Annotated in this window: 16 protein-coding genes and 1 tRNA gene; 10 read left to right on the top strand and 7 right to left on the bottom strand. The window is 55.3% G+C overall.

All coding sequences use genetic code 11. From position 1 onward, the window contains the following. Positions 1-6 precede the first annotated feature (6 nt). The 4 genes from ACR0L3_RS06920 to fabI all read right to left on the bottom strand — a co-directional run bounded on the left by ACR0L3_RS06920 (position 7) and on the right by fabI (position 4,451). The gene (locus ACR0L3_RS06920) at positions 7-1,848 is read right to left on the bottom strand and encodes a peptidyl-prolyl cis-trans isomerase (protein WP_480744790.1); all 1,842 of its coding nucleotides are present in this window, start codon (positions 1,846-1,848) and stop codon (positions 7-9) included. 78 nt (positions 1,849-1,926) lie between these two features. After that, on the bottom strand, positions 1,927-3,102 hold the full coding sequence (locus ACR0L3_RS06915; protein ID WP_480744789.1) for an aminotransferase: 1,176 nt from the start codon (positions 3,100-3,102) through the stop codon (positions 1,927-1,929). A gap of 28 nt (positions 3,103-3,130) precedes the next feature. After that, entirely contained in the window at positions 3,131-3,640 is a 510-nt protein-coding gene (gene gpt, locus ACR0L3_RS06910) for a xanthine phosphoribosyltransferase (protein ID WP_480744787.1), read from the bottom strand. A gap of 4 nt (positions 3,641-3,644) precedes the next feature. Next, a complete protein-coding gene (fabI, locus tag ACR0L3_RS06905; RefSeq protein ID WP_480744785.1) occupies positions 3,645-4,451 on the bottom strand; it encodes an enoyl-ACP reductase FabI in 807 nt (268 codons plus the stop codon). Between the two features lie 135 nt (positions 4,452-4,586). Here fabI and pdxH point away from each other — a divergent pair, with 135 nt between their 5' ends. The 4 genes from pdxH to ACR0L3_RS06885 all read left to right on the top strand — a co-directional run bounded on the left by pdxH (position 4,587) and on the right by ACR0L3_RS06885 (position 6,436). Continuing rightward, positions 4,587-5,192, top strand: coding sequence for a pyridoxamine 5'-phosphate oxidase (gene pdxH, locus ACR0L3_RS06900; RefSeq protein ID WP_480744782.1), 606 nt, complete (start codon positions 4,587-4,589; stop codon positions 5,190-5,192). Positions 5,193-5,313: 121 nt separating this feature from the next. Next, positions 5,314-5,841 (top strand): cold-shock protein, encoded by a 528-nt coding sequence (locus ACR0L3_RS06895; protein WP_480744781.1) that lies wholly within the window; start codon positions 5,314-5,316, stop codon positions 5,839-5,841. 6 nt (positions 5,842-5,847) lie between these two features. Next, positions 5,848-6,315, top strand: a complete 468-nt coding sequence (locus ACR0L3_RS06890; protein ID WP_480744779.1) for a DUF192 domain-containing protein — start codon at positions 5,848-5,850, stop codon at positions 6,313-6,315. 44 nt (positions 6,316-6,359) lie between these two features. Beyond that, positions 6,360-6,436 (top strand) — tRNA-Pro (locus ACR0L3_RS06885). Between the two features lie 10 nt (positions 6,437-6,446). Here the strand turns inward: ACR0L3_RS06885 and ACR0L3_RS06880 are convergent. Beyond that, the gene (locus ACR0L3_RS06880; RefSeq protein WP_480744778.1) at positions 6,447-6,914 is read right to left on the bottom strand and encodes a hypothetical protein; all 468 of its coding nucleotides are present in this window, start codon (positions 6,912-6,914) and stop codon (positions 6,447-6,449) included. A 499-nt stretch (positions 6,915-7,413) separates the two neighbouring features. On the opposite strand from ACR0L3_RS06880, the gene ACR0L3_RS06875 reads away from it, so the two are divergent. The 3 genes from ACR0L3_RS06875 (at position 7,414) to ACR0L3_RS06865 (ending at position 12,107) form a co-directional block, all read left to right on the top strand. Next, the gene (locus ACR0L3_RS06875; RefSeq protein WP_480744777.1) at positions 7,414-11,034 is read left to right on the top strand and encodes a vitamin B12-dependent ribonucleotide reductase; all 3,621 of its coding nucleotides are present in this window, start codon (positions 7,414-7,416) and stop codon (positions 11,032-11,034) included. A gap of 12 nt (positions 11,035-11,046) precedes the next feature. Continuing rightward, positions 11,047-11,334: a hypothetical protein gene (locus tag ACR0L3_RS06870; RefSeq protein WP_480744775.1), complete on the top strand. Its 288-nt coding sequence runs from the start codon at positions 11,047-11,049 to the stop codon at positions 11,332-11,334. A 527-nt stretch (positions 11,335-11,861) separates the two neighbouring features. Then, entirely contained in the window at positions 11,862-12,107 is a 246-nt protein-coding gene (locus ACR0L3_RS06865) for an EF-hand domain-containing protein (protein WP_480744773.1), read from the top strand. A 47-nt stretch (positions 12,108-12,154) separates the two neighbouring features. On the opposite strand, the gene ACR0L3_RS06860 is transcribed toward ACR0L3_RS06865, so the two are convergent. After that, a complete protein-coding gene (locus ACR0L3_RS06860; protein ID WP_480744771.1) occupies positions 12,155-13,699 on the bottom strand; it encodes a trimethylamine methyltransferase family protein in 1,545 nt (514 codons plus the stop codon). A 415-nt stretch (positions 13,700-14,114) separates the two neighbouring features. Between ACR0L3_RS06860 and ACR0L3_RS06855 the strand changes: the two genes are divergently transcribed. Continuing rightward, positions 14,115-14,633: an outer membrane protein gene (locus ACR0L3_RS06855; protein WP_480744769.1), complete on the top strand. Its 519-nt coding sequence runs from the start codon at positions 14,115-14,117 to the stop codon at positions 14,631-14,633. On the opposite strand, the gene ACR0L3_RS06850 is transcribed toward ACR0L3_RS06855, so the two are convergent. After that, complete coding sequence (locus tag ACR0L3_RS06850; protein WP_480744767.1) at positions 14,619-15,827, bottom strand: pyridoxal phosphate-dependent aminotransferase; 1,209 nt, start codon at positions 15,825-15,827, stop codon at positions 14,619-14,621. The genes ACR0L3_RS06855 and ACR0L3_RS06850 overlap by 15 nt on opposite strands. 264 nt (positions 15,828-16,091) lie before the next feature. Here ACR0L3_RS06850 and cysS point away from each other — a divergent pair, with 264 nt between their 5' ends. Together cysS and cimA are read left to right on the top strand one after the other, a co-directional pair. Next, positions 16,092-17,489 (top strand): cysteine--tRNA ligase, encoded by a 1,398-nt coding sequence (gene cysS, locus ACR0L3_RS06845; protein ID WP_480744766.1) that lies wholly within the window; start codon positions 16,092-16,094, stop codon positions 17,487-17,489. Next, the gene (gene cimA, locus ACR0L3_RS06840; protein WP_480744764.1) at positions 17,489-19,123 is read left to right on the top strand and encodes a citramalate synthase; all 1,635 of its coding nucleotides are present in this window, start codon (positions 17,489-17,491) and stop codon (positions 19,121-19,123) included. The genes cysS and cimA overlap by 1 nt, the downstream gene beginning before the upstream one ends. Positions 19,124-19,125 lie beyond the last annotated feature (2 nt).

Genomic DNA, 19,125 nt, shown 5'->3' with positions numbered 1-19,125 from the left:
TCTCTTTTAATAGCTTGACTGCACAGCGTTTAGCGCTTGCTGATCAACGACAGGACGCGCGCGTGTTTGTGCGTCGCGCACATAGGCATCGAAGATGTTCTGAGCCAATGCTTGGTTCAACTGAGCCTCTAACGCTTCCTGAGCTTGACGCAGCTCATCGGTTTCAGCCGGTGGCAGCTCTTCGTCCAAACGAACAATGAACGCGGTACCGGCGCCGGGCACGACGCGCAGTTCGCCGGGTTCCATCTCAAATACCTGAACCATGAAATCAGCGGGCACATCGTCCAAAAAAGCGGTGCGGGTCAGGGCATTTTCCACACGGAAGGGCAGCTCGGTGGCGGTGAAATCTCCGTCAGACGTCAACTGCTCTAAAACCGAATTGGCTTTTTCTTCCAGTGCTTTATTGGTTTCTACTTGTGTCCAAGCAGCGGCCACCCGATCACGAGCGGATTCCAGCGGTTCAGGGCGCTGGGGGAGCACTTCGTTTAAGCGCAGAGCAAAGATCGAACCGTCCTCTAAAAAGCCGACTTCAGGGAAATCGCCTTCGTTTACCGCTTGGGCAGCAGTGCGGAATCCGTCATAGGCTGCAACACCGTCATCGCTTTGAAGGGTCCAGTCGATCTGACCCAATTCCATCTCAGTCTCACCAGCCAGTTCTTCCAGCGTTGCACCGCCGGCCAACAAGTCGTCAATGTCTTCGGCCTGCGCTTCGATCTGGCGGCGGGCGCGATCCGAGGCCAGCTCTTCACGCAGTGCAGGAGCCGCGTCTTCGAACGGGGTGTTGTTTTCAGCCAAAGAGCCATTGATACGGAATAATGCGGGGCCGAAAGTCGAAGGCAGGGGGCCAACTACTGTATCCAACTCGGCAGCAAAAACGGCGTCTGCAGCCTCACCAAGATCCTCGCGCGTCACGTCGCCCAGATCGATATCGCTGAGCTCAAGCTGACGGTCCCGCACTAACTGTTCAAAAGTGGTGCCGCCAGTTTCAAGCTGGGCCTTGGCAGTCTCGGCAGCCTCTTGGTTCGGATAGGTCAGTCTTTCGACCAAGCGGCGTTCGGGCTGATAGAATTCCGACGCGCGTTGATCATAAAGACGGCGCACCGAGTCCTCTTCTACCTCGACACTGTCCAACAACATGTCAGGAGACAGAATTGCATAAGTCAGCTGTTTCGTGCGGGGCAGGGTGAATTGATCGGTGTTCTCATCGTAGTAGGCCTGAATTTGTTCGTCTGTCGGTGCAGGAATGGGCGCGGTCAACGCATCCGGTCCGACCGTCGCGACAGTAAAGCTGCGGCGCGCACCGACGTAGTCCGTCAACACCTGGGTCAGGGTCGCGGGCATCTCAACCCCGCTGACGACGGCATTTTGCACGATTGTACGAGAGGTTTCCTTGCGAAGGTCCGATTCGAACTCGGTATCCGTCATTCCGACCTGATCCAATTGGAACTGATATGCTTCACGATCAAACGTTCCGTTGACACCTTGAAAAGCGGGGATCGCAACAATCTCTTTCTGAAGGTTTTCGTCCCCAATTGAGATGCCCAATTCACCGACTTCATTATCCAGCGCAGCCAGAGCGGTCAGGCGAGACAGAGCCAATTGATCCAGCCCAAACTCATGCGCCTGCGACATTTGCAGGGGCTGGCCTGTTTGTTGTTCCACTGCGCGGATTTCTCGTTGCAGTTCACGGACATACTCGTTGACCGAAATATCTTCGTTCCCGACCTGCGCGACGGTGCGCACGGTGCCGGTCAAACTGGTTGCGCCAAAGCCTGCAAGGCCCAGCATCAATAGGCCCATGAGAATCCAGACAAAGGTCTTTGATAGGTTTTTCATGCCTGCGGCCATGGTGCCCTCTTATTCTTTGGCAAAAACTGCCCTGTCGGTTGCCGCCCTGAATACGACGCGCACCGCCGAGGGGCAAGCTTAGAAGGATAGTGCTTCTAACCGTTCGAACAATTGCGCGATTCCAGCACGGTCGAGATTGGCAAAAGCAATGCGTACTTGGCTTTTTCCAGCGGGATCGCCTGCGGGCATAAACATTGTTCCGGGTAACAACAGGATGCCTGCTTCAGACACCAAACGACGGGCGAGTTCGTCGGATGGAATATCGAAAGGATGCTCGAAATAGGCGAAATAAGCACCCAGCCCAAGTAAGCGCCAGCCCTTGTTGGTTAAACGCGGTAACTGCTCTTGGATAGCAGCGCGCCGATCAAGGATTTCGTCGCGTTCCCCAGCGACCCATTGTGATAGATTCCGCATTCCCCAAAGGGCCGAAAATTGCCCGATCTGGCTGGGGCAGATTGCGACGGTGTCCAGGAATTTTTCGATTTCGGACAGCAATTCAGCGCCAGTTGCGATTGCGCCGACGCGATGACCGGTAAGGCGATACGCTTTGGAAAAGGAATATAGGTGAACCAGCGTCTCGTTCCATCCCGGCTGCTGAAACAAATCATGCGGGGGGCCGCTGCGGCTATCGAAGTCACGGTAAGTCTCGTCCACCAATAAACGCAGGCCGGTTTCGCGGGCTAGTTCGTAAAACTCTCTCACCAGCTCGGAAGGGTATTCTACGCCGCCGGGATTGTTGGGGGTCACCAGAGCAATCGCGCGGGTTTTATCCGTGATGAGAGCACGCGCTGCGTCAACATCAGGCAGCAGGTCATCACCGGTATTCAAGGCAACTGCTGACACTCCCGCCATGTCGAGCCACATTTTATGGTTGAAATACCATGGAGTTGGCAGGATGACCTCATCACCTTCATCTGTGATGGCCGAGATCGTTGCAGCGAAAGCCTGATTGCAGCCCGAAGTGATAGCGACCTGGTCCGGTGCGATGTCAGCGTCGTAATGTCGATCGATCTGAGCTGCCAATTCGGCGCGTAGTTCTGGGTTTCCCAGAACCGGCCCATAAAGGTGCGCTTTGTCTTCGGTAACAGCAAACTCAGCCATTGCTTGCCGCAGGGCCAACGGTGGCGGATCAACAGGAGCCGCCTGACTGACATTAATCAAGGGGCGATTTTCTGGGAAAACCGCTCCCTCAAGCCAACGCCGCGCCTCCATCACCGGAGGGGCAAATGTGGCGGCGGTGCGGGTCCGGGTCATGCGTGATCCTAAGTGTTTGGTGAAGGGATCAGTCGGTGCCGCGGTAGGGCTCGACATATTGCAAGGCCATATCCCACGGGAAGAAAATCCAAGTGTCCTGACTGACTTCGGTAATAAAGGTATCCACCATCGGGCGGCCTTTGGGCTTGGCGTAAACGGTGGCGAAGTGCGCCTTGGGATACATAGCACGCACCAATTCCAGCGTTTTTCCGCTGTCGACAAGATCGTCGATAATTAACACGCCCTCGCCATCGCCCATCAACTCGGCATCGGGGGCTTTAAGCACCTCTGCCTGGCCTTGCTCCTGATGGTGATAGGACCGGACACTGACCGTATCAACGGTGCGTATGTCCAGTTCCCGGCTTACGATCATCGCAGGGGCCATACCGCCACGAGTAATTGCGACAACGGCGCGCCAGGCACCGTCGTCCGGGCCCTGACCGTCCAGTCGCCACGCCAAAGCACGCGAGTCGCGATGAATCTGGTCCCAACTGATGTGAAAGCCTTTTTCGTGGGGCAGGCGGTCTTTGGCGCTCATGTTCTTACCCTTTTTCGACATCTGGGGCGTCGACGGCTTTCATGCCGACGATGTGATAACCTGAATCGACATGCAGGTTCTCACCGGTGACGCCGCTGCTGAGATCAGAAAGTAGGTAGAGAGCTGATTTGCCCACATCGTCGATGGTCACGTTGCGGCGAAGGGGAGAGTTATACTCGTTCCACTTCATTATATAGCGGAAGTCGCCGATACCGCTGGCGGCCAATGTTTTGATCGGGCCGGCCGAGATCGAATTCACGCGAATACCATCTTTGCCTAGGTCTTCGGCCAGATACTTTACCGACGCTTCCAGCGCGGCCTTGGCGACACCCATTACGTTATAGTGCGGCATCACTTGCTCAGCGCCGTAATATGTAAGGGTGACGGCACTGCCGCCCTCGGACATCATTTTCTCTGCCCGCTGCATCACTGCGGTAAACGAGTAGACCGATACATCCATGGTCAGCTTGAAATTCGCTCGGCTGGTGTCGACATAGCGACCGCGCAGTTCGTTCTTGTCAGAAAAGCCGATGGCGTGAACGATGAAGTCCAGCTTGCCCCATTTCTCTTCCAGCGATGTGAACAAAGCATCAATCGAAGCCTCGTCGCTCACATCGCAAGGCAAGACGATCTCGCTGCCCAGTTGCGCCGCGAGGGGATCGACCCGCTTTTTCAGGGCATCGCCTTGATAAGAAAAGGCCAGCTCGGCCCCGGATTCAGATAACGCGCGGGCGATTCCCCATGCGATCGATTTATCATTGGCCAGTCCCATGATGAGGCCGCGCTTACCGGCCATCAACTGATTTGACATGTTTGGTTCTCCGCCTGTCTTCGCGTCATGTTGAGTTGGTTTATGCCATTGGATGCGCTGCTTCAAGGCCGCGAACTCTTGCCCGTGGCGAGTTCTCGCCCTAGGGTGAACGTCAAAAGTTTCCGGGGGATGGAAATGTCAGAGCGAGACGGCATATTCGCCGGCACCGATCCGTTTAAAATTGCGGCGCGGTGGCTGGGTGAGGCCAAAGACAGCGAACCGAATGATCCCAACGCCGTTGCGTTGGCAACCGTTGACTCGGACGGCATGCCCAACGTGCGAATGGTGCTGTTGAAGGAAATCGAATCCAAAGCCTTCGTATTCTATACAAATTATGAAAGCGCCAAGGCAGCCGAGCTTGATTCGGCCGGAAAGGCTGCGTTTGTAATGCATTGGAAATCGTTGCGGCGTCAAATCCGTGTTCGTGGTATAATTACCCGAGAAAGCGGACCGCAAGCTGATGAATATTACGCGTCCCGCTCGTTGAAAAGCCGTTTGGGGGCTTGGGCATCCAAGCAGTCTCAACCCCTGAGCAGTCGGTCGGCTTTGATGGCTGAGGTTGCTAAGGTGACAGCGAAGCTGGGCCCTAATCCTCCGAGGCCGGCTTTTTGGGGTGGATACAGGCTGACGCCGACCGAGATCGAGTTTTGGGCCGATGGTGCATTTAGGTTGCACGACAGGTTCCAGTGGTGCCGGGATCAAGAGGGCTCGGCGTGGGAAGTGCAAAGGTTGAATCCATGACGTTCGCGTATCGTGAAATGCAACACACAGAAAGCAAAGGGTTTTTTCAGCTTGAATTTGCGCACCAATCCCATACACATCGAAACCTTAACGACCTGTTAACTTTCGCAATGGAAAAACCGTGCCAGAAGACCTGAACAACATGTACCGCGTTCGTGGACACGTAAAATGGTTCGACCCCGCCAAGGGGTATGGATTCGTTGTGTCCGACGAGGGTGGCCCGGATATTCTTTTGCATGTGAATGTGTTGCGTAACTTTGGTCAAAGCTCTGTCGCGGATGGTGCTGGGATCGAAATTATGACGCACCGAACTGATCGTGGTGTTCAGGCGGTCGAAATTATAAGTGTCGATCCACCAGCTCGCACCGACTCAATGATGCTGGCGGACTTTGCCGAGCTTGATCCGGGTGCCATCGCAGAAGCGCCGCTGGAAGCTGCGCGGGTAAAATGGTTCGACAAAGGCAAGGGATTTGGATTCGCCAACGTCTTTGGTCGGGGTGAGGACGTTTTCCTGCATATTGAAGTCTTGCGCCGATCTGGTCTTGCCGATCTTCAACCGGGCGAAGCGTTGGCTATGCGCGTCATTGATGGCAAGCGCGGACGCATGGCAGCTCAGGTTCTGGCCTGGGAATCTGCTCTGGACGACTAAATCGACATGAAGAGATTGCTCGCGGTTCTTGCTGGTCTAACACTGCTTTGGACTACGAACGCATTTGCCGCTTGTAAGGATGACCAGGTCAATCTTCGAAACGACAAGACTCAGATTAATTTCAACGTTGAACTGGCGATCAGTCGGCAGGACAGGGCGCGGGGCTTGATGTTCCGCGAGTCGCTGCCGCAGCGGTCGGGTATGTTGTTTGTATTCGACCCGCCGCAGCGAACTGCGTTCTGGATGAAAAACACACTGATTCCTTTGGACATCATTTTTGTCGATCGAAAAGGCACAGTTGTTCATGTGCACGAAAATGCGATTCCCGGCGACGAAACCGTGATCGAAGGTGGAGATTCGATCTTTGCAGTGCTCGAAATCAACGCGGGGCTGGCTTCGCGCTACCTGATTACGCCCGGAACGCAGATGCAGCACGAAATTTTTTCGCAAGGTCCTGCAATTTGGCCCTGTTAGGGCTTTTCAAATCAGATCGGCATCGTTAGGAACAGCGCACGGTCCGGGGCGTGGCGCAGTCTGGTAGCGCACCTGTTTTGGGTACAGGGGGTCGTAGGTTCGAATCCTGCCGCCCCGACCACTTCTCACTACTATGTTGGTGATCCACCCATTGTTTGGAACAGAGCGCCTAGCGCCTGATCCAAATCTTTGCTCTCAACAGGAACTTGAACCGAAGTTCCTTTTCTTTGCGGTACATTAAAGAACAACTCAGCGTCCACTCGGTAACCCGATGAATTCTTGGTTGAGGTCATCCGCAATATGCTTTTGGGCAAGTCCTGCGGGTACCCGTCGTAGTTGAGAATCAGAAAAGCAGTTGTTTCAGGTGGCAGAAATTCAGCACATTCAAAAACCCGGCCACTGCTTTTGCTGAACTCTTCACCTGGTCCGTTGCACTCAGTTTCGAACGTATCGAATAGACGTTGAGGGTAATCGGCGAACTGCGCGCTACGTGTTGGTGGAGGCACATCTTGTGGTGCGCAGGCCACGATTAAACACAGAACAGGAAGTAAGCGAAACGTCGTCAACACACCTTTTTCCTTTTCGTAGTCAATTTGCACGCGGCACGTCGTTTTTCATAACTAAGTGAGAGGGTCCCGATTCTTTCCCGACCTATGCACCTTATCGTTAGATTACCAAGTGCTGGTAACTCTGCCGAGTAAAACGGTTAATTCAGCTGATTAATCGGAGGCGCGCGCCGGAAGGTTTGCGGACAAACCCATATAAGAATCGGAAACCGATGCTCAAAGATCCACCGCAAGAAATCGGTCAACATAAAAGATTCAAAAAATGACCGAAAAATGACGTTGACGTCCTATGGGTGAATACGCCAAATTGTATGGGCCGAGAGGAATGCTACTAAATCTGGTGGAAAAATCAGAAAAGGCATAGGGCGAGGGTCGGAAAGCACATTAATTTTAAGTGCAACCGTAGAAAGCGGTTTTGCGCTGTCGAAGACAGCGACCGGTCGTTTGCGCCCAAAATTTTCTGGCACGGTGGACGGGTCGAAGAAATTACCTGAAGCCAACGGACAAGATTTTTGAACCTAGGGCTGCGGACATGAAGATTGAAAGAAAATTCACCAAATCAGGGCAGGACGCATACGCAGATCTGGACTTTGTCGCTGCGACGTCTGAGATTCGCAATCCAGATGGCACTATTGTTTTTCGTCTGGATGATATCGAAGTCCCCGCGAAATGGAGTCAGGTCGCAAGTGACGTCATCGCGCAAAAGTATTTCCGTAAGGCAGGTGTTCCTTCAGCCCTGAAAAAAGTGAAAGAAAAGGGCGTTCCCGAATTCCTTTGGCGCTCGGTTCCTGCGGAAGGCGCTGAATTTGATGGGGAAACCTCGTCCAAGCAAGTGTTCGACCGTCTGGCCGGCGCATGGGCCTATTGGGGCTGGAAGGGCGGCTATTTCTCGACCGAGGAAGACGCACGAGCCTATTTCGACGAGATGCGCTACATGCTGGCGACGCAGCGCGCCGCGCCGAATTCGCCGCAATGGTTCAACACGGGTCTGCACTGGGCTTACGGGATCGACGGCCCCGCGCAAGGGCACCACTATGTCGACTATAAAACCGGCAAGCTGACCAAATCGAAATCCGCTTACGAACATCCGCAGCCGCACGCGTGCTTCATCCAGTCTGTCGATGATGATCTGGTGAACGAAGGCGGCATCATGGATCTGTGGGTGCGCGAGGCGCGCCTGTTCAAATACGGCTCGGGCACAGGGACCAACTTTAGCCATCTGCGTGCCGAAGGCGAGGCGCTGTCAGGTGGCGGCAAGTCTTCGGGCCTCATGGGCTTTCTCAAGATCGGCGACCGCGCCGCTGGCGCGATCAAATCAGGCGGAACAACCCGTCGAGCAGCAAAAATGGTGATCGTCGATGCGGATCACCCTGACATCGAGCAATTTATCGAATGGAAGGTGATCGAAGAGCAGAAGGTGGCCTCGATCGTTGCCGGATCGAAGATGCACGAGAAGATGCTGAACGGCATTTTCGAGGCCATCCGAAGCTGGGACGGTGCGCAAGACGATGCGTATGATCCCAACAAGAATGACAGCCTGAAGAAAGCGGTTCGTGAAGCTAAAAAAGTTGCGATCCCAGAAACTTACGTTAAGCGCGTTCTGGATTACGCAAAGCAGGGGCACGATAGCATTGAATTCCCGACATACGACACGGACTGGGATTCGGAAGCCTACAGCTCGGTCTCAGGCCAGAACTCGAACAACTCGATCCGCGTGACCAACGCGTTTCTGACCGCAGTGGAAAAAGACGCGGACTGGGAACTGATCAACCGAACCGATGGCAACGTTGCCAAGACCGTCAAGGCCCGCGATCTGTGGGAAAAAGTTGGCCATGCGGCATGGGCCTGTGCCGATCCGGGCATCCAGTTCCACGACACCGTAAATGAGTGGCACACTTGCCCCGAAGACGGTGAGATCCGTGGCTCGAACCCATGCTCGGAATACATGTTCCTGGATGACACGGCCTGTAATCTGGCGTCGATGAACCTTCTGACCTTCCTGAAGGATGGTGAGTTCCAGGCGGCGGATTACATGCACGCCTCGCGCCTGTGGACCCTGACGCTGGAAATCTCGGTGACCATGGCGCAGTTCCCGTCAAAGGAAATCGCGCAGTTTTCTTACGACTTCCGTACGCTGGGTCTGGGTTACGCCAATATCGGCGGACTGCTCATGAACATGGGCTACAGCTATGACTCGGACGAGGGCCGGGCGATCTGTGGCGCGCTGACCGCAATCATGACCGGTGTGGCCTATGCAACTTCGGCTGAGATTGCCGGCGAGCTGGGCGCCTTTAAAGGCTATGAGCGCAACGCAGACCACATGCTTCGTGTCATGCGCAACCACCGTCGCGCCGCACAAGGCGTGGTCGAGGGGTATGAGAAGCTGGCAGTGAAGCCGGTGCCTCTGGATCACAATAACTGTCCAGACAAGCGTTTGGTCGATCTGGCCATGTCGGCTTGGGATGAGGCGCTGAGCCTTGGCGAAAAGAACGGCTACCGAAATGCGCAGGCGACCGTTATCGCACCGACCGGCACCATCGGTCTGGTGATGGATTGCGACACCACCGGGATCGAGCCGGACTTTGCTCTGGTCAAGTTCAAGAAGCTTGCGGGAGGCGGTTACTTCAAGATCATCAACCGCTCGGTTCCGTCGGCGCTGGAAAAGCTGGGTTATTCCTCGTCTCAGATCGAAGAGATCGTGGGCTACGCGGTGGGTCACGGCACCATCGGCAACGCGCCGGGGATCAACCACACCTCGCTAACCGGTCACGGTTTTGGCCCCAATGAGCTGGCGAAAGTGGACGCCGCGCTGGAAAGCGCCTTCGACATCCGGTTCGTCTTTAACCAGTGGACACTGGGTGAGGATTTCTGCACCGGCGTTCTGGGCATCCCGGCGACCAAACTGAATGACCCGACTTTCGACCTGTTGCGCCACTTGGGCTTTACCAAGGCGGATATCGACGCGGCGAACGATCACGTCTGCGGAACCATGACGCTGGAAGGCGCGCCACACCTGAAGGAAGAGCACTATTCGATCTTCGACTGCGCCAACCCGTGCGGCAAGAAAGGTAAGCGTTTCCTTGGGGTTGACAGCCACATCACCATGATGGCGGCGGCTCAGAGCTTCATTTCTGGCGCGATCTCGAAGACGATCAACATGCCGAACGATGCGACCATCGAGGATTGCCAGAAAGCCTACGAACTCAGCTGGTCGCTGGGTGTGAAGGCCAACGCGCTTTATCGTGACGGCTCGAAACTGTCGCAGCCTCTGGCGGCAGCGCTGGTCGAGGATGATGACGAAGCGGCAGAAGTGCTGGAAAGCGGCTCGGCGCAGGAAAAAGCCGTCGTTCTGGCCGAGAAAGTGATCGAGAAGGTTGTGGTCAAGGAAATGATCCGCAGCCATCGCGAGAAACTGCCGCATCGCCGCAAGGGCTATACTCAAAAGGCGATCGTGGGTGGCCACAAAGTCTACCTGCGGACCGGCGAGTTCGAAGACGGCAAGCTGGGCGAGATCTTCATCGACATGCACAAGGAAGGCGCTGGCTTCCGGGCGATGATGAACAACTTTGCCATCGCGGTGTCGGTCGGCCTGCAATACGGCGTGCCGCTGGAAGAGTTCGTGGATGCCTTCACCTTCACCAAGTTCGAACCGGCGGGGATGGTGCAGGGCAACGACTCGATCAAGAACGCAACGTCGATCCTTGATTACATCTTCCGTGAACTGGCCGTTTCCTATCTAGATCGCACCGATTTGGCCCATGTGAAGCCCGAGGGTGCGACCTTCGACGACCTGGGTCGGGGAGAGGAAGAAGGTGTCGCGAATGTATCGGAGTTGAGCGACAGCGCGGCGACCAAGTCATTGGAAGTGCTGAAACAAATCAGTTCGACAGGTTACCTGCGTAAGCGCCTGCCGCAAGACCTGATGGTCTTCAACGGCGGTCAGGCCGAGGTGACCGGAATGGCGGAAACCGCGCCAACATTTGAAGCGCCCGCCGCAGAAACAGCTGTCGCGACCGGAATGGACGCACGGACCAAAGCCAAAATGCAGGGGTATGAGGGTGATCCCTGCGGTGAGTGCGGAAACTATACGCTGGTGCGCAACGGCACCTGCATGAAATGCAACACCTGCGGCGCTACGAGCGGGTGTAGTTGAGGAGAGAAGCCAATGTTCGAAGGCGTTATCCAAATTGGTGAGCTTAAACGAGAAGTAGTTGTTCCGTTCGAAGTACAGGGCGATCAAGAAGTTTGCGTAGTGAGCCTCGATCTAGATGACATTGCTAAAAATTGGACGCCGGGATCATTTGTGGGGCTAAAGTCCTTCGATAAACGGGATCAGATCAGCGTTTTGAGTAGTCACATCGGGTTAAAACCAACTTATGGTTCAGATCGAATTCCATCCAGCGCCGAAATGAAAATACCCGCTGTATTTGAAGTGGTTAGGGAGAAACATTAACAGAAACGCCCCGCCAGGCGGGGTGTAGGGACCTGGATTTCCCCCGGACTTCCGGTCCCGACGAACACAGAGCAAGGCGACGCCTAAGACTTACCACTAGGTGCCTTGTTCTACTCGGTCGACATGCCCGTGTTGGCCGGGAACAGGGTGGGGCGAAATTTTTGCTCCCTCCCACTCTTTCAAGAGACGGGTGCGCTCGTCTCATGCGCAGTCCAGGCCGCAGGCAAAAAAACACCGGGCGGTCAACGACATGAGCCTGGAAGGCGAAACTGACAGGGGGCTTCGGCCCCCTTTCTTTTTTGGCAAAGGTCTGCCGGAATGACGCTTTAACGTAGGGCAAGACTCGCCTAGACGCTTTGGGGGAATTTTGCCCAGCGGCTCGCCGCATACGCGACTCTGATAAACACGCGGAGATTGGCGCGAAACTGTCGGTTTCTATCAATGCGGGTGACAATGTGGAGGGTTGAGGTGTTTCTGATGCGTGTCCGGACGCAAACATGCAAAAAACTCAATCAGGAGGCATCACAATGAAACCGCAAACTCTAGCTGTACTTTCCACTTTCGCACTTAGCTTGCCAACTCTCGCCGTTGGCCAGTCCTCGGTCGACGCAAACGGGGATGGAGTGCTGACTATAGAAGAAGTGCAGGCCGTTTTGCCTGATGTGGACTCAAGCACATTCTCGGCGATGGATGCCAATGGCGACGGTGCTTTGGACGAGGCCGAGATCGCAGTTGCACAAGAAGCAGGTATTTTACCTGCGACCGACGGCTGATTTGAAAAGAAAGCGGCCAGAGAAATTCTGGCCGCTTTTTTAAAGCCTTACGAAGGAAGGTATATGTTGAACCCGCCGCGAATTTCGGCGTCCAGCAACGGATCAAACCGGGCTGGAGACGGTACGGAAAGTATTTCTTCTTTCCGTTTGATCGCCTTTTCAATTAGGTCAGGTTTACCCAGTTCGACCCATTCCTTGGGTGACGTCCGATCTCCAAATGTGGGGTAAACGTAGTCCGCTTGCATCCGGCTGAGTGTCGCGTCGGTACCCAAATAGTGACCCGGTCCACCCATGCAGACCTCGGCAATCTGGTCTAACGCCAACGTTTCGTCCGAAACTTCGATCCCACGCACGCAGCGCTGAGCCTGACCAATCAAGTCGTCGCTTAGGATCAAGCTTTCGTGGCAAAAGCCCAGCAATGACGCATGCATTCCAGCGGCCTCGTACACCATGTTCAAACCCGAGAGACCCGCCATGACGTTCGAGCACATCTGCTCCCATCCGGCCTGCATGTCGGGCAGCTTTGAGTCCGATGCGCCGGCTGCGGCTCCGCCAGGCAGGTCGTAGAAACGGTGCATCTGCGCACAGCCTGCGGTCAGTAGCGCCTGTTCTCCTGAACCGATGGACATCGCACCTGTGCGCAGGTCCAAGCCAAATGGCCAAGTGCCAAAAATCGCTGGTGCGCTGGGGCTTACGGCATTTACGTAAACCAGACCGGCGAGACATTCTGCGGTGGCTTGCGTGATCGCCCCGGCAATGGTTGAGGGCGCGGTGGCCCCGGCCATCCCTGCTGATAGCAGCAGCACCGGCATTCCGGCTTTGATGCATTCCTCCATTACTTCGCAGCTTTCAGTTGCGAATTTCATCGGAGGGACAACAAAACAGTTCGAATTCGACACGAATGGCCGTTCGCGATATTTGTCTTCGCCACCGGCAATCATGTGAAGCATTTCCATCGCCGGAGCGACGTGGCTTGGTTCTGTGAAAGATGTACCAATGTGCTTAAAAGTGCCTGAACAGGCGGCGTAGATCGTGTTCAGGTCCATTTCAAGATTGTCAGCAATATCGCGGCAGACCATTGGACGCTGAACAAAGTGTATGTTTTCAAGCTGTTCGCAGATTCGGGCGGCGTCGTGCAAGTCCTGAACGGTCGAGTCGCGGTATTCTTGCCCGTGAACATCAACCATGCTTACCGCGGCACCGGCAGTACCATAGTGTACCTTTGTGCCCGACAGTTCCAGATCAGTTTTCCCATCACGGCTGAACAGTGTTACGGAACGATTGGCTTTGGCGATCGTATCTTCGACAAGGGCGCGAGGGAAACGGATGCGGCCATCATCGCCCAAAATGCAACCTGCACCGACCAGATAGTCGATTCCACTTTGTGGGGCATCGGCCAGCCCGATGGTTTCCAATGCGGTTAGCGCGGCCTGATGGATCTGTTCGACCTGTACTGGGGTCAGAACATTGAGAACGCCACCTTCCATGCCAGGGCGGACGGGGCGCAGATGCTCAGGCAATGCGGTGGCGCGGGCAGCACGACGCGCGGCGCGTCCGCCACTGCGGGAGGTGTTTCGGGATTGATCGTTCATGTTTTAGGTTCCGGTCGTGTAATTTTGGTCAATGTCGCTGCTTTACAGCGCTATTGGCCGCCCACGAGCCGCGCGACCACGTTCAGCACCGATGGTGCGTACGACCAGCCGAATCTTCCAAACGTCGTTTTGCATTCAGGTCCTCACCTTGTGAATTGCAGTATTTCGGTCTGCACGGTCATATTCTGTTCTGTTTGCGACCAAGCTGCTCAAAAGCGAAATGTGCATGCGGATGTCACACTGTTAATTTGTCTGCACATTTTTTTTCGAACCGGACAAAAATCTGTTATAGTTCCTTTAGTTATTTAAGAACGGCTTGTGATCGAAATTGAATCTTAAGGATTTCGAGCCATGTTTTAAAGTTAAGGCGACTTTTAACGCCGACGCAGAATCGAAAGGTTTTTTGGAGAGATTTATGAAAGCTCTTAAGGCCCTCAGTCTCACAATGGTTGTGTCGTTCGCGACCCCTTTGGTGGCTGATGATTGGACTGGGCCTTATGCTGGTTTCAGCTTTGGATACGCAGATGCGGATGGGCCAAACGGCTCAGGCGGCGATGATCCGAGTTTTGGTCTCCATGCCGGATACGACCGAGATTTTGGCAGTTTCGTTTTGGGAGGTGAGTTGGAATATAATCGCCTGTCCCTAGACTTAGGTGAGGGCGAAGGTAGCCTGGACAGCGTAACTAGCTTGAAGCTGCGAGGCGGGTACGATTTTGGCCCAGCGTTAGGATATGTGGTGGTCGGGGCAGCAAGGGCCGACTCTTCTGCAGATAATGACACTGCCGCTGTCTATGGAATCGGCTTGGCATATCCGATCAATGACCGTTTGATCATAAGCGGTGAGGCTTTAAGGCAGGAATTCGACGACGTTACCCGCTCGAATGGTACTTTGGACACTAACGTCTTTAACTTGCGCACCTCATTTCGCTTCTGAACTTTGAAGCTCAACGACGTGTTGGCCAGACAGTTCAGCCGCAAATGAGCAAATGGTTTTCAGTGCGTCTGCGAAACGTTCATCCTCGATTGTCATTGCTACACGGATATGACCTGCCGCTGCGATGCCGAAACTCTCGCCGGGCATTACGGCTATTGCATGTGTGTCCAGCAAGGCGTTGGCAAATTGTTCACCGCTGAGGCCAGTGGCACGGATATCCAGCATAAGGTACATCGCACCTTGGGCGGGCACGAGGCCGACGGTGTTTTGAGAGCCAAGAATACCAAGCGCAATCGAACGACGCCTGCGGAACGGCGCTGCAATCTTTTCCTCCAACGCATCCCCTGAATTCAAAGCAAAACTGGCGGCGTCCTGAATAAATCCGGGAACTCCATAGGTGGTGTGCGTAGCGAGGTTTATAAGATGAGAAATCACCTCTTCTGGGGCAACGACCCACCCGCAGCGCGAACCAGTCATAGCGTGTGATTTGGACATCGACCCAACAACCAAAGTGCGCTCGGCCATGCCGGGCAGGGTGCGCGGCGAGATATGCTCACCTTCCCAGACCTGAGTATCGTAGACCTCATCCGAAATCAGCCAAAGGTCTCGCTTCTTACAGATCTCAGCGATTCCTTCCAACGTCTGTCGCGAATAGACTACTCCGGTCGGGTTGTTGGGCGTGTTAATCAGCAATGAAACGGCACCATCAGCGGCGGCATCGATCTGTTCGGCGCTGGGTTGGAACGCATTATCTGCTGTTGTCTGGATGGCGCGGGCGGTTGCACCTGCGCCGCGTATCGTGCCGGGGTAGGTGGCGTAATACGGATCAAGATACAGCCCTACATCCCCGGGGTCACAAACAGCAACATGGGCTGCGAATAAGGCGGATTGACCGCCTGGAGTGATCAGCACGTTGTTGCGTGTTGTAGGGACGCCAGTACGCGATTGAAGACGAGCGGCAACCGTATCGCGCAGCAAATCTGTGCCGGGAACCATAGCATATCCGGTGTGACCTTGCTGCGCTGAAAGATCCATCGCTTCCAGAATCGACGGATCGGTGCGGATGTCATGTTCGCCAATGGTCAACTCAGTCACGGCGAAGCCGTCCATGATCATCCGACGCGAGCGGTAAAACACCTCCCACCCATCGCTACCACCTCCGGTCAGGTGAGTGACACGCTCCGACAATTTCATGGCCCGCCTCCGTCAAATCTTTTGCGCAGACAGGGCCAGAGGTGCGGAGAAATGTCAATCAGCGATGCTGGCGCAAAAACTCAGCACTTGGCTCAGAGCAAGCAGCGTGCTAGTGGATGAGCATGAACCCGATGAACTGCATCATTATTTGCTGCATTACCTGCTGATCCTTCAAGCGGGCCGGTTTCTTTCGTTTTCATCCCAGAGACAAGTTGCTAAGCCCGCGCCAACGCGAGAAGCAACGCTGTCTTTAGGAGCCGACCGATGACAACAATCAGACTGCACAACACACGGACGCGGACGAAAGAGGATTTCGTGCCGATCAGTGCCGACAATGTGCGGATGTATGTCTGTGGACCAACGGTCTATGATCGTGCTCATCTGGGCAATGCTCGACCAGTAGTGGTGTTCGATGTGCTATTTCGCCTGCTACGGCATGTGTATGGCGCAGATCACGTGACCTATGCGCGCAATTTCACCGACGTAGATGACAAGATCAATGCAACCGCCTTGGCACGCCAGAAGGCTGGTGCCGAAGGCACGCTGGAACAGCTGGTGCAGGAACGTTCTGATGAGACGATCGGTTGGTATCTGCACGACATGGGAGCCTTGGGAGCGCTTGAGCCAAACGAAATGCCACGCGCCACCCAGTACATCGACGAGATGATCGAGATGATCGAAGATCTGATTGCGAAAGGGCACGCTTATGTAGCCGAAGGGCATGTGTTGTTCGCGGTAGATAGTTGGAAAGAGCATTACGGCGCTCTTTCCGGCCGTTCAGTGGATGACATGATCGCAGGCGCGCGGGTCGAGGTTGCACCCTACAAAAAGAACCCGATGGATTTTGTCCTTTGGAAGCCCTCGACTGATGAATTGCCAGGCTGGGACAGCCCTTGGGGACGGGGTCGCCCAGGCTGGCATATCGAATGCTCGGCTATGAGCTACAAGCTATTGGGCGATAGTTTTGATATTCACGGTGGTGGTAATGACCTTATGTTTCCGCACCACGAGAACGAAATCGCCCAGAGCTGCTGTGCCCATCCCGAAGGTGAGTTCGCAAAGGTCTGGCTGCACAATGAAATGCTGCAGGTGGAGGGCAAGAAAATGTCCAAATCGCTGGGCAATTTCTTTACCGTTCATGATCTGCTGGAACAGGGGGTTCCAGGGGAAGTGATCCGCTTTGTCTTCCTGCAGACCCACTATCGCAAGCCGATGGACTGGACAGAGAAGAAGGCGCGTGATGCAGAGGCAACTCTGCGTAAGTGGCGGGCACTGACAGCGGGTATCGAGCCCGCCGCCAGTGCGACGCCCGCCGTTGTCGCTGCGCTGAGTGATGACCTGAACACAGCGGGCGCTTTGGCGGAACTTTACCGTCTGGCTTCGGACGGAGACGCTGCTGGGTTGTTGGCGAGCGCACAACTCTTGGGACTGCTGGTTCCCGAAATGGGAGCTTGGGCGGTTACTGCTACCGTGGATTTGACGGCGCACGCGGACCGGTTGGCGGATGCGCGTGCAGTTGCAATGGAAAGTAAAGATTTCTCTGAAGTGGATCGCCTGAAAGCTGCCTATCTGGCTGCTGGGTTGGAGGTTCGCATGAGCAAAGACGGTGTCGAGCTAGTACCCGGTTCTGGGTTTGATGCAGCCAAGCTGGAGAAGGTGTGATGTCCAAAGATCGCTTATATCTCTATGACACAACTTTGCGCGACGGGCAGCAAACGCAGGGGGTGCAGTTTTCGACCTCTGAGAAGGTGCAGATCGCGCAGGCGCTGGACGCGTTGGGTGTCGACTATATCGAAGGCGGTTGGCCGGGCGCGAACCCCACTGACAGCGCGTTTTTCAATGTTGCGCCCAAAACCTCGGCTCGGTTGACCGCCTTCGGTATGACCAAGAGGGCGGGTCGCTCGGCCGAAAACGATGACGTGCTGGCCGCAGTAATGAATGCAGGCACGCAGGCGGTGTGTTTGGTGGGCAAGTCGCATGACTACCACGTTAAACATGCGCTTGGCATTTCGCTTGAAGAGAATGTCGAGAACGTCCGCGCCTCGGTTGCGCATATCGTGGCGCAGGGGCGTGAGGCGCTGTTCGATGCTGAGCATTTCTTTGACGGGTACAAGGACAACCCCGGCTATGCGGTTCAGGTGTGTCGGGCAGCCTTGGATGCCGGTGCGCGCTGGATAGTGCTTTGCGACACAAATGGAGGCGCACTACCCGCCGAGGTGACAAAGATCGTGACCGAAGTGATTGCCGCTGGATTGCCCGGGGATCGGCTGGGCATCCACACCCATAACGATACCGAAAACGCGGTGGCTTGCTCTCTGGCTGCTGTCGATGCGGGCGCGCGGCAGATACAAGGTACGCTGAACGGGTTGGGTGAGCGATGCGGTAATGCGAATCTGACCGCTCTGATCCCGACATTACTGTTGAAGGAGCCCTATGCGTCGGGGTTCGATATCGGTGTCAGCGAGCAGGCCTTGGCCGGATTGACTCGGATCAGCCGGATGCTGGACGATATCCTGAACCGGGTGCCCAGCAAGCAATCGGCCTATGTTGGCGCCTCGGCCTTTGCGCATAAGGCGGGGCTGCATGCCAGCGCGATTCTGAAGGACCCGTCGACCTATGAGCATGTCGACCCGGCCTCGGTCGGGAATGCGCGGATCATTCCGATGTCGAACCAGGCAGGGCAGTCGAACCTGCGCAAACGCCTGACCGAGGCAGGGCTAGTCGTGGAAAAGGGCGACCCCGCCTTGGGACGCATTCTGGACAGGATCAAGCAGCGCGAGGCTGAAGGGTATTCTTACGATACTGCTCAGGCCAGTTTTGAGTTGCTGGCGCGGGATGAACTCGGTCAGATGCCTGAGTTCTTCGAGGTCAAACGCTATAAGGTCACCGTCGAGCGGCGCAAAAACAAATACAACAAGATGGTAAGCCTTTCTGAGGCTGTTGTCGTTGTGAAGGTTCATGGAGAAAAGAAACTGTCTGTCAGTGAATCCATGGATGAAAACGGCAGCGACCGGGGGCCGGTAAATGCTTTGGCCAAGGCGTTGGCAAAGGATTTGGGGCAGTATTCCCAGGTGCTTGCCGATATGAGGTTGGTCGATTTCAAGGTTCGAATAACCCAAGGCGGCACCGAGGCTGTTACGCGCGTCATCATTGACAGTGAAGACGGGCAGGGGCGGCGGTGGTCGACCGTGGGGGTCAGCGCGAACATAGTCGACGCTTCGTTTGAGGCGCTGTTGGACGCAATCCAGTGGAAGCTGGTTCGCGATTGCGGGCCGCAAGCCGCTGTGGCCGAGTGACC

Source organism: Ruegeria sp. CK1 (genome assembly GCF_056536545.1).
This window is presented reverse-complemented; position numbering and strand designations above follow the sequence as displayed.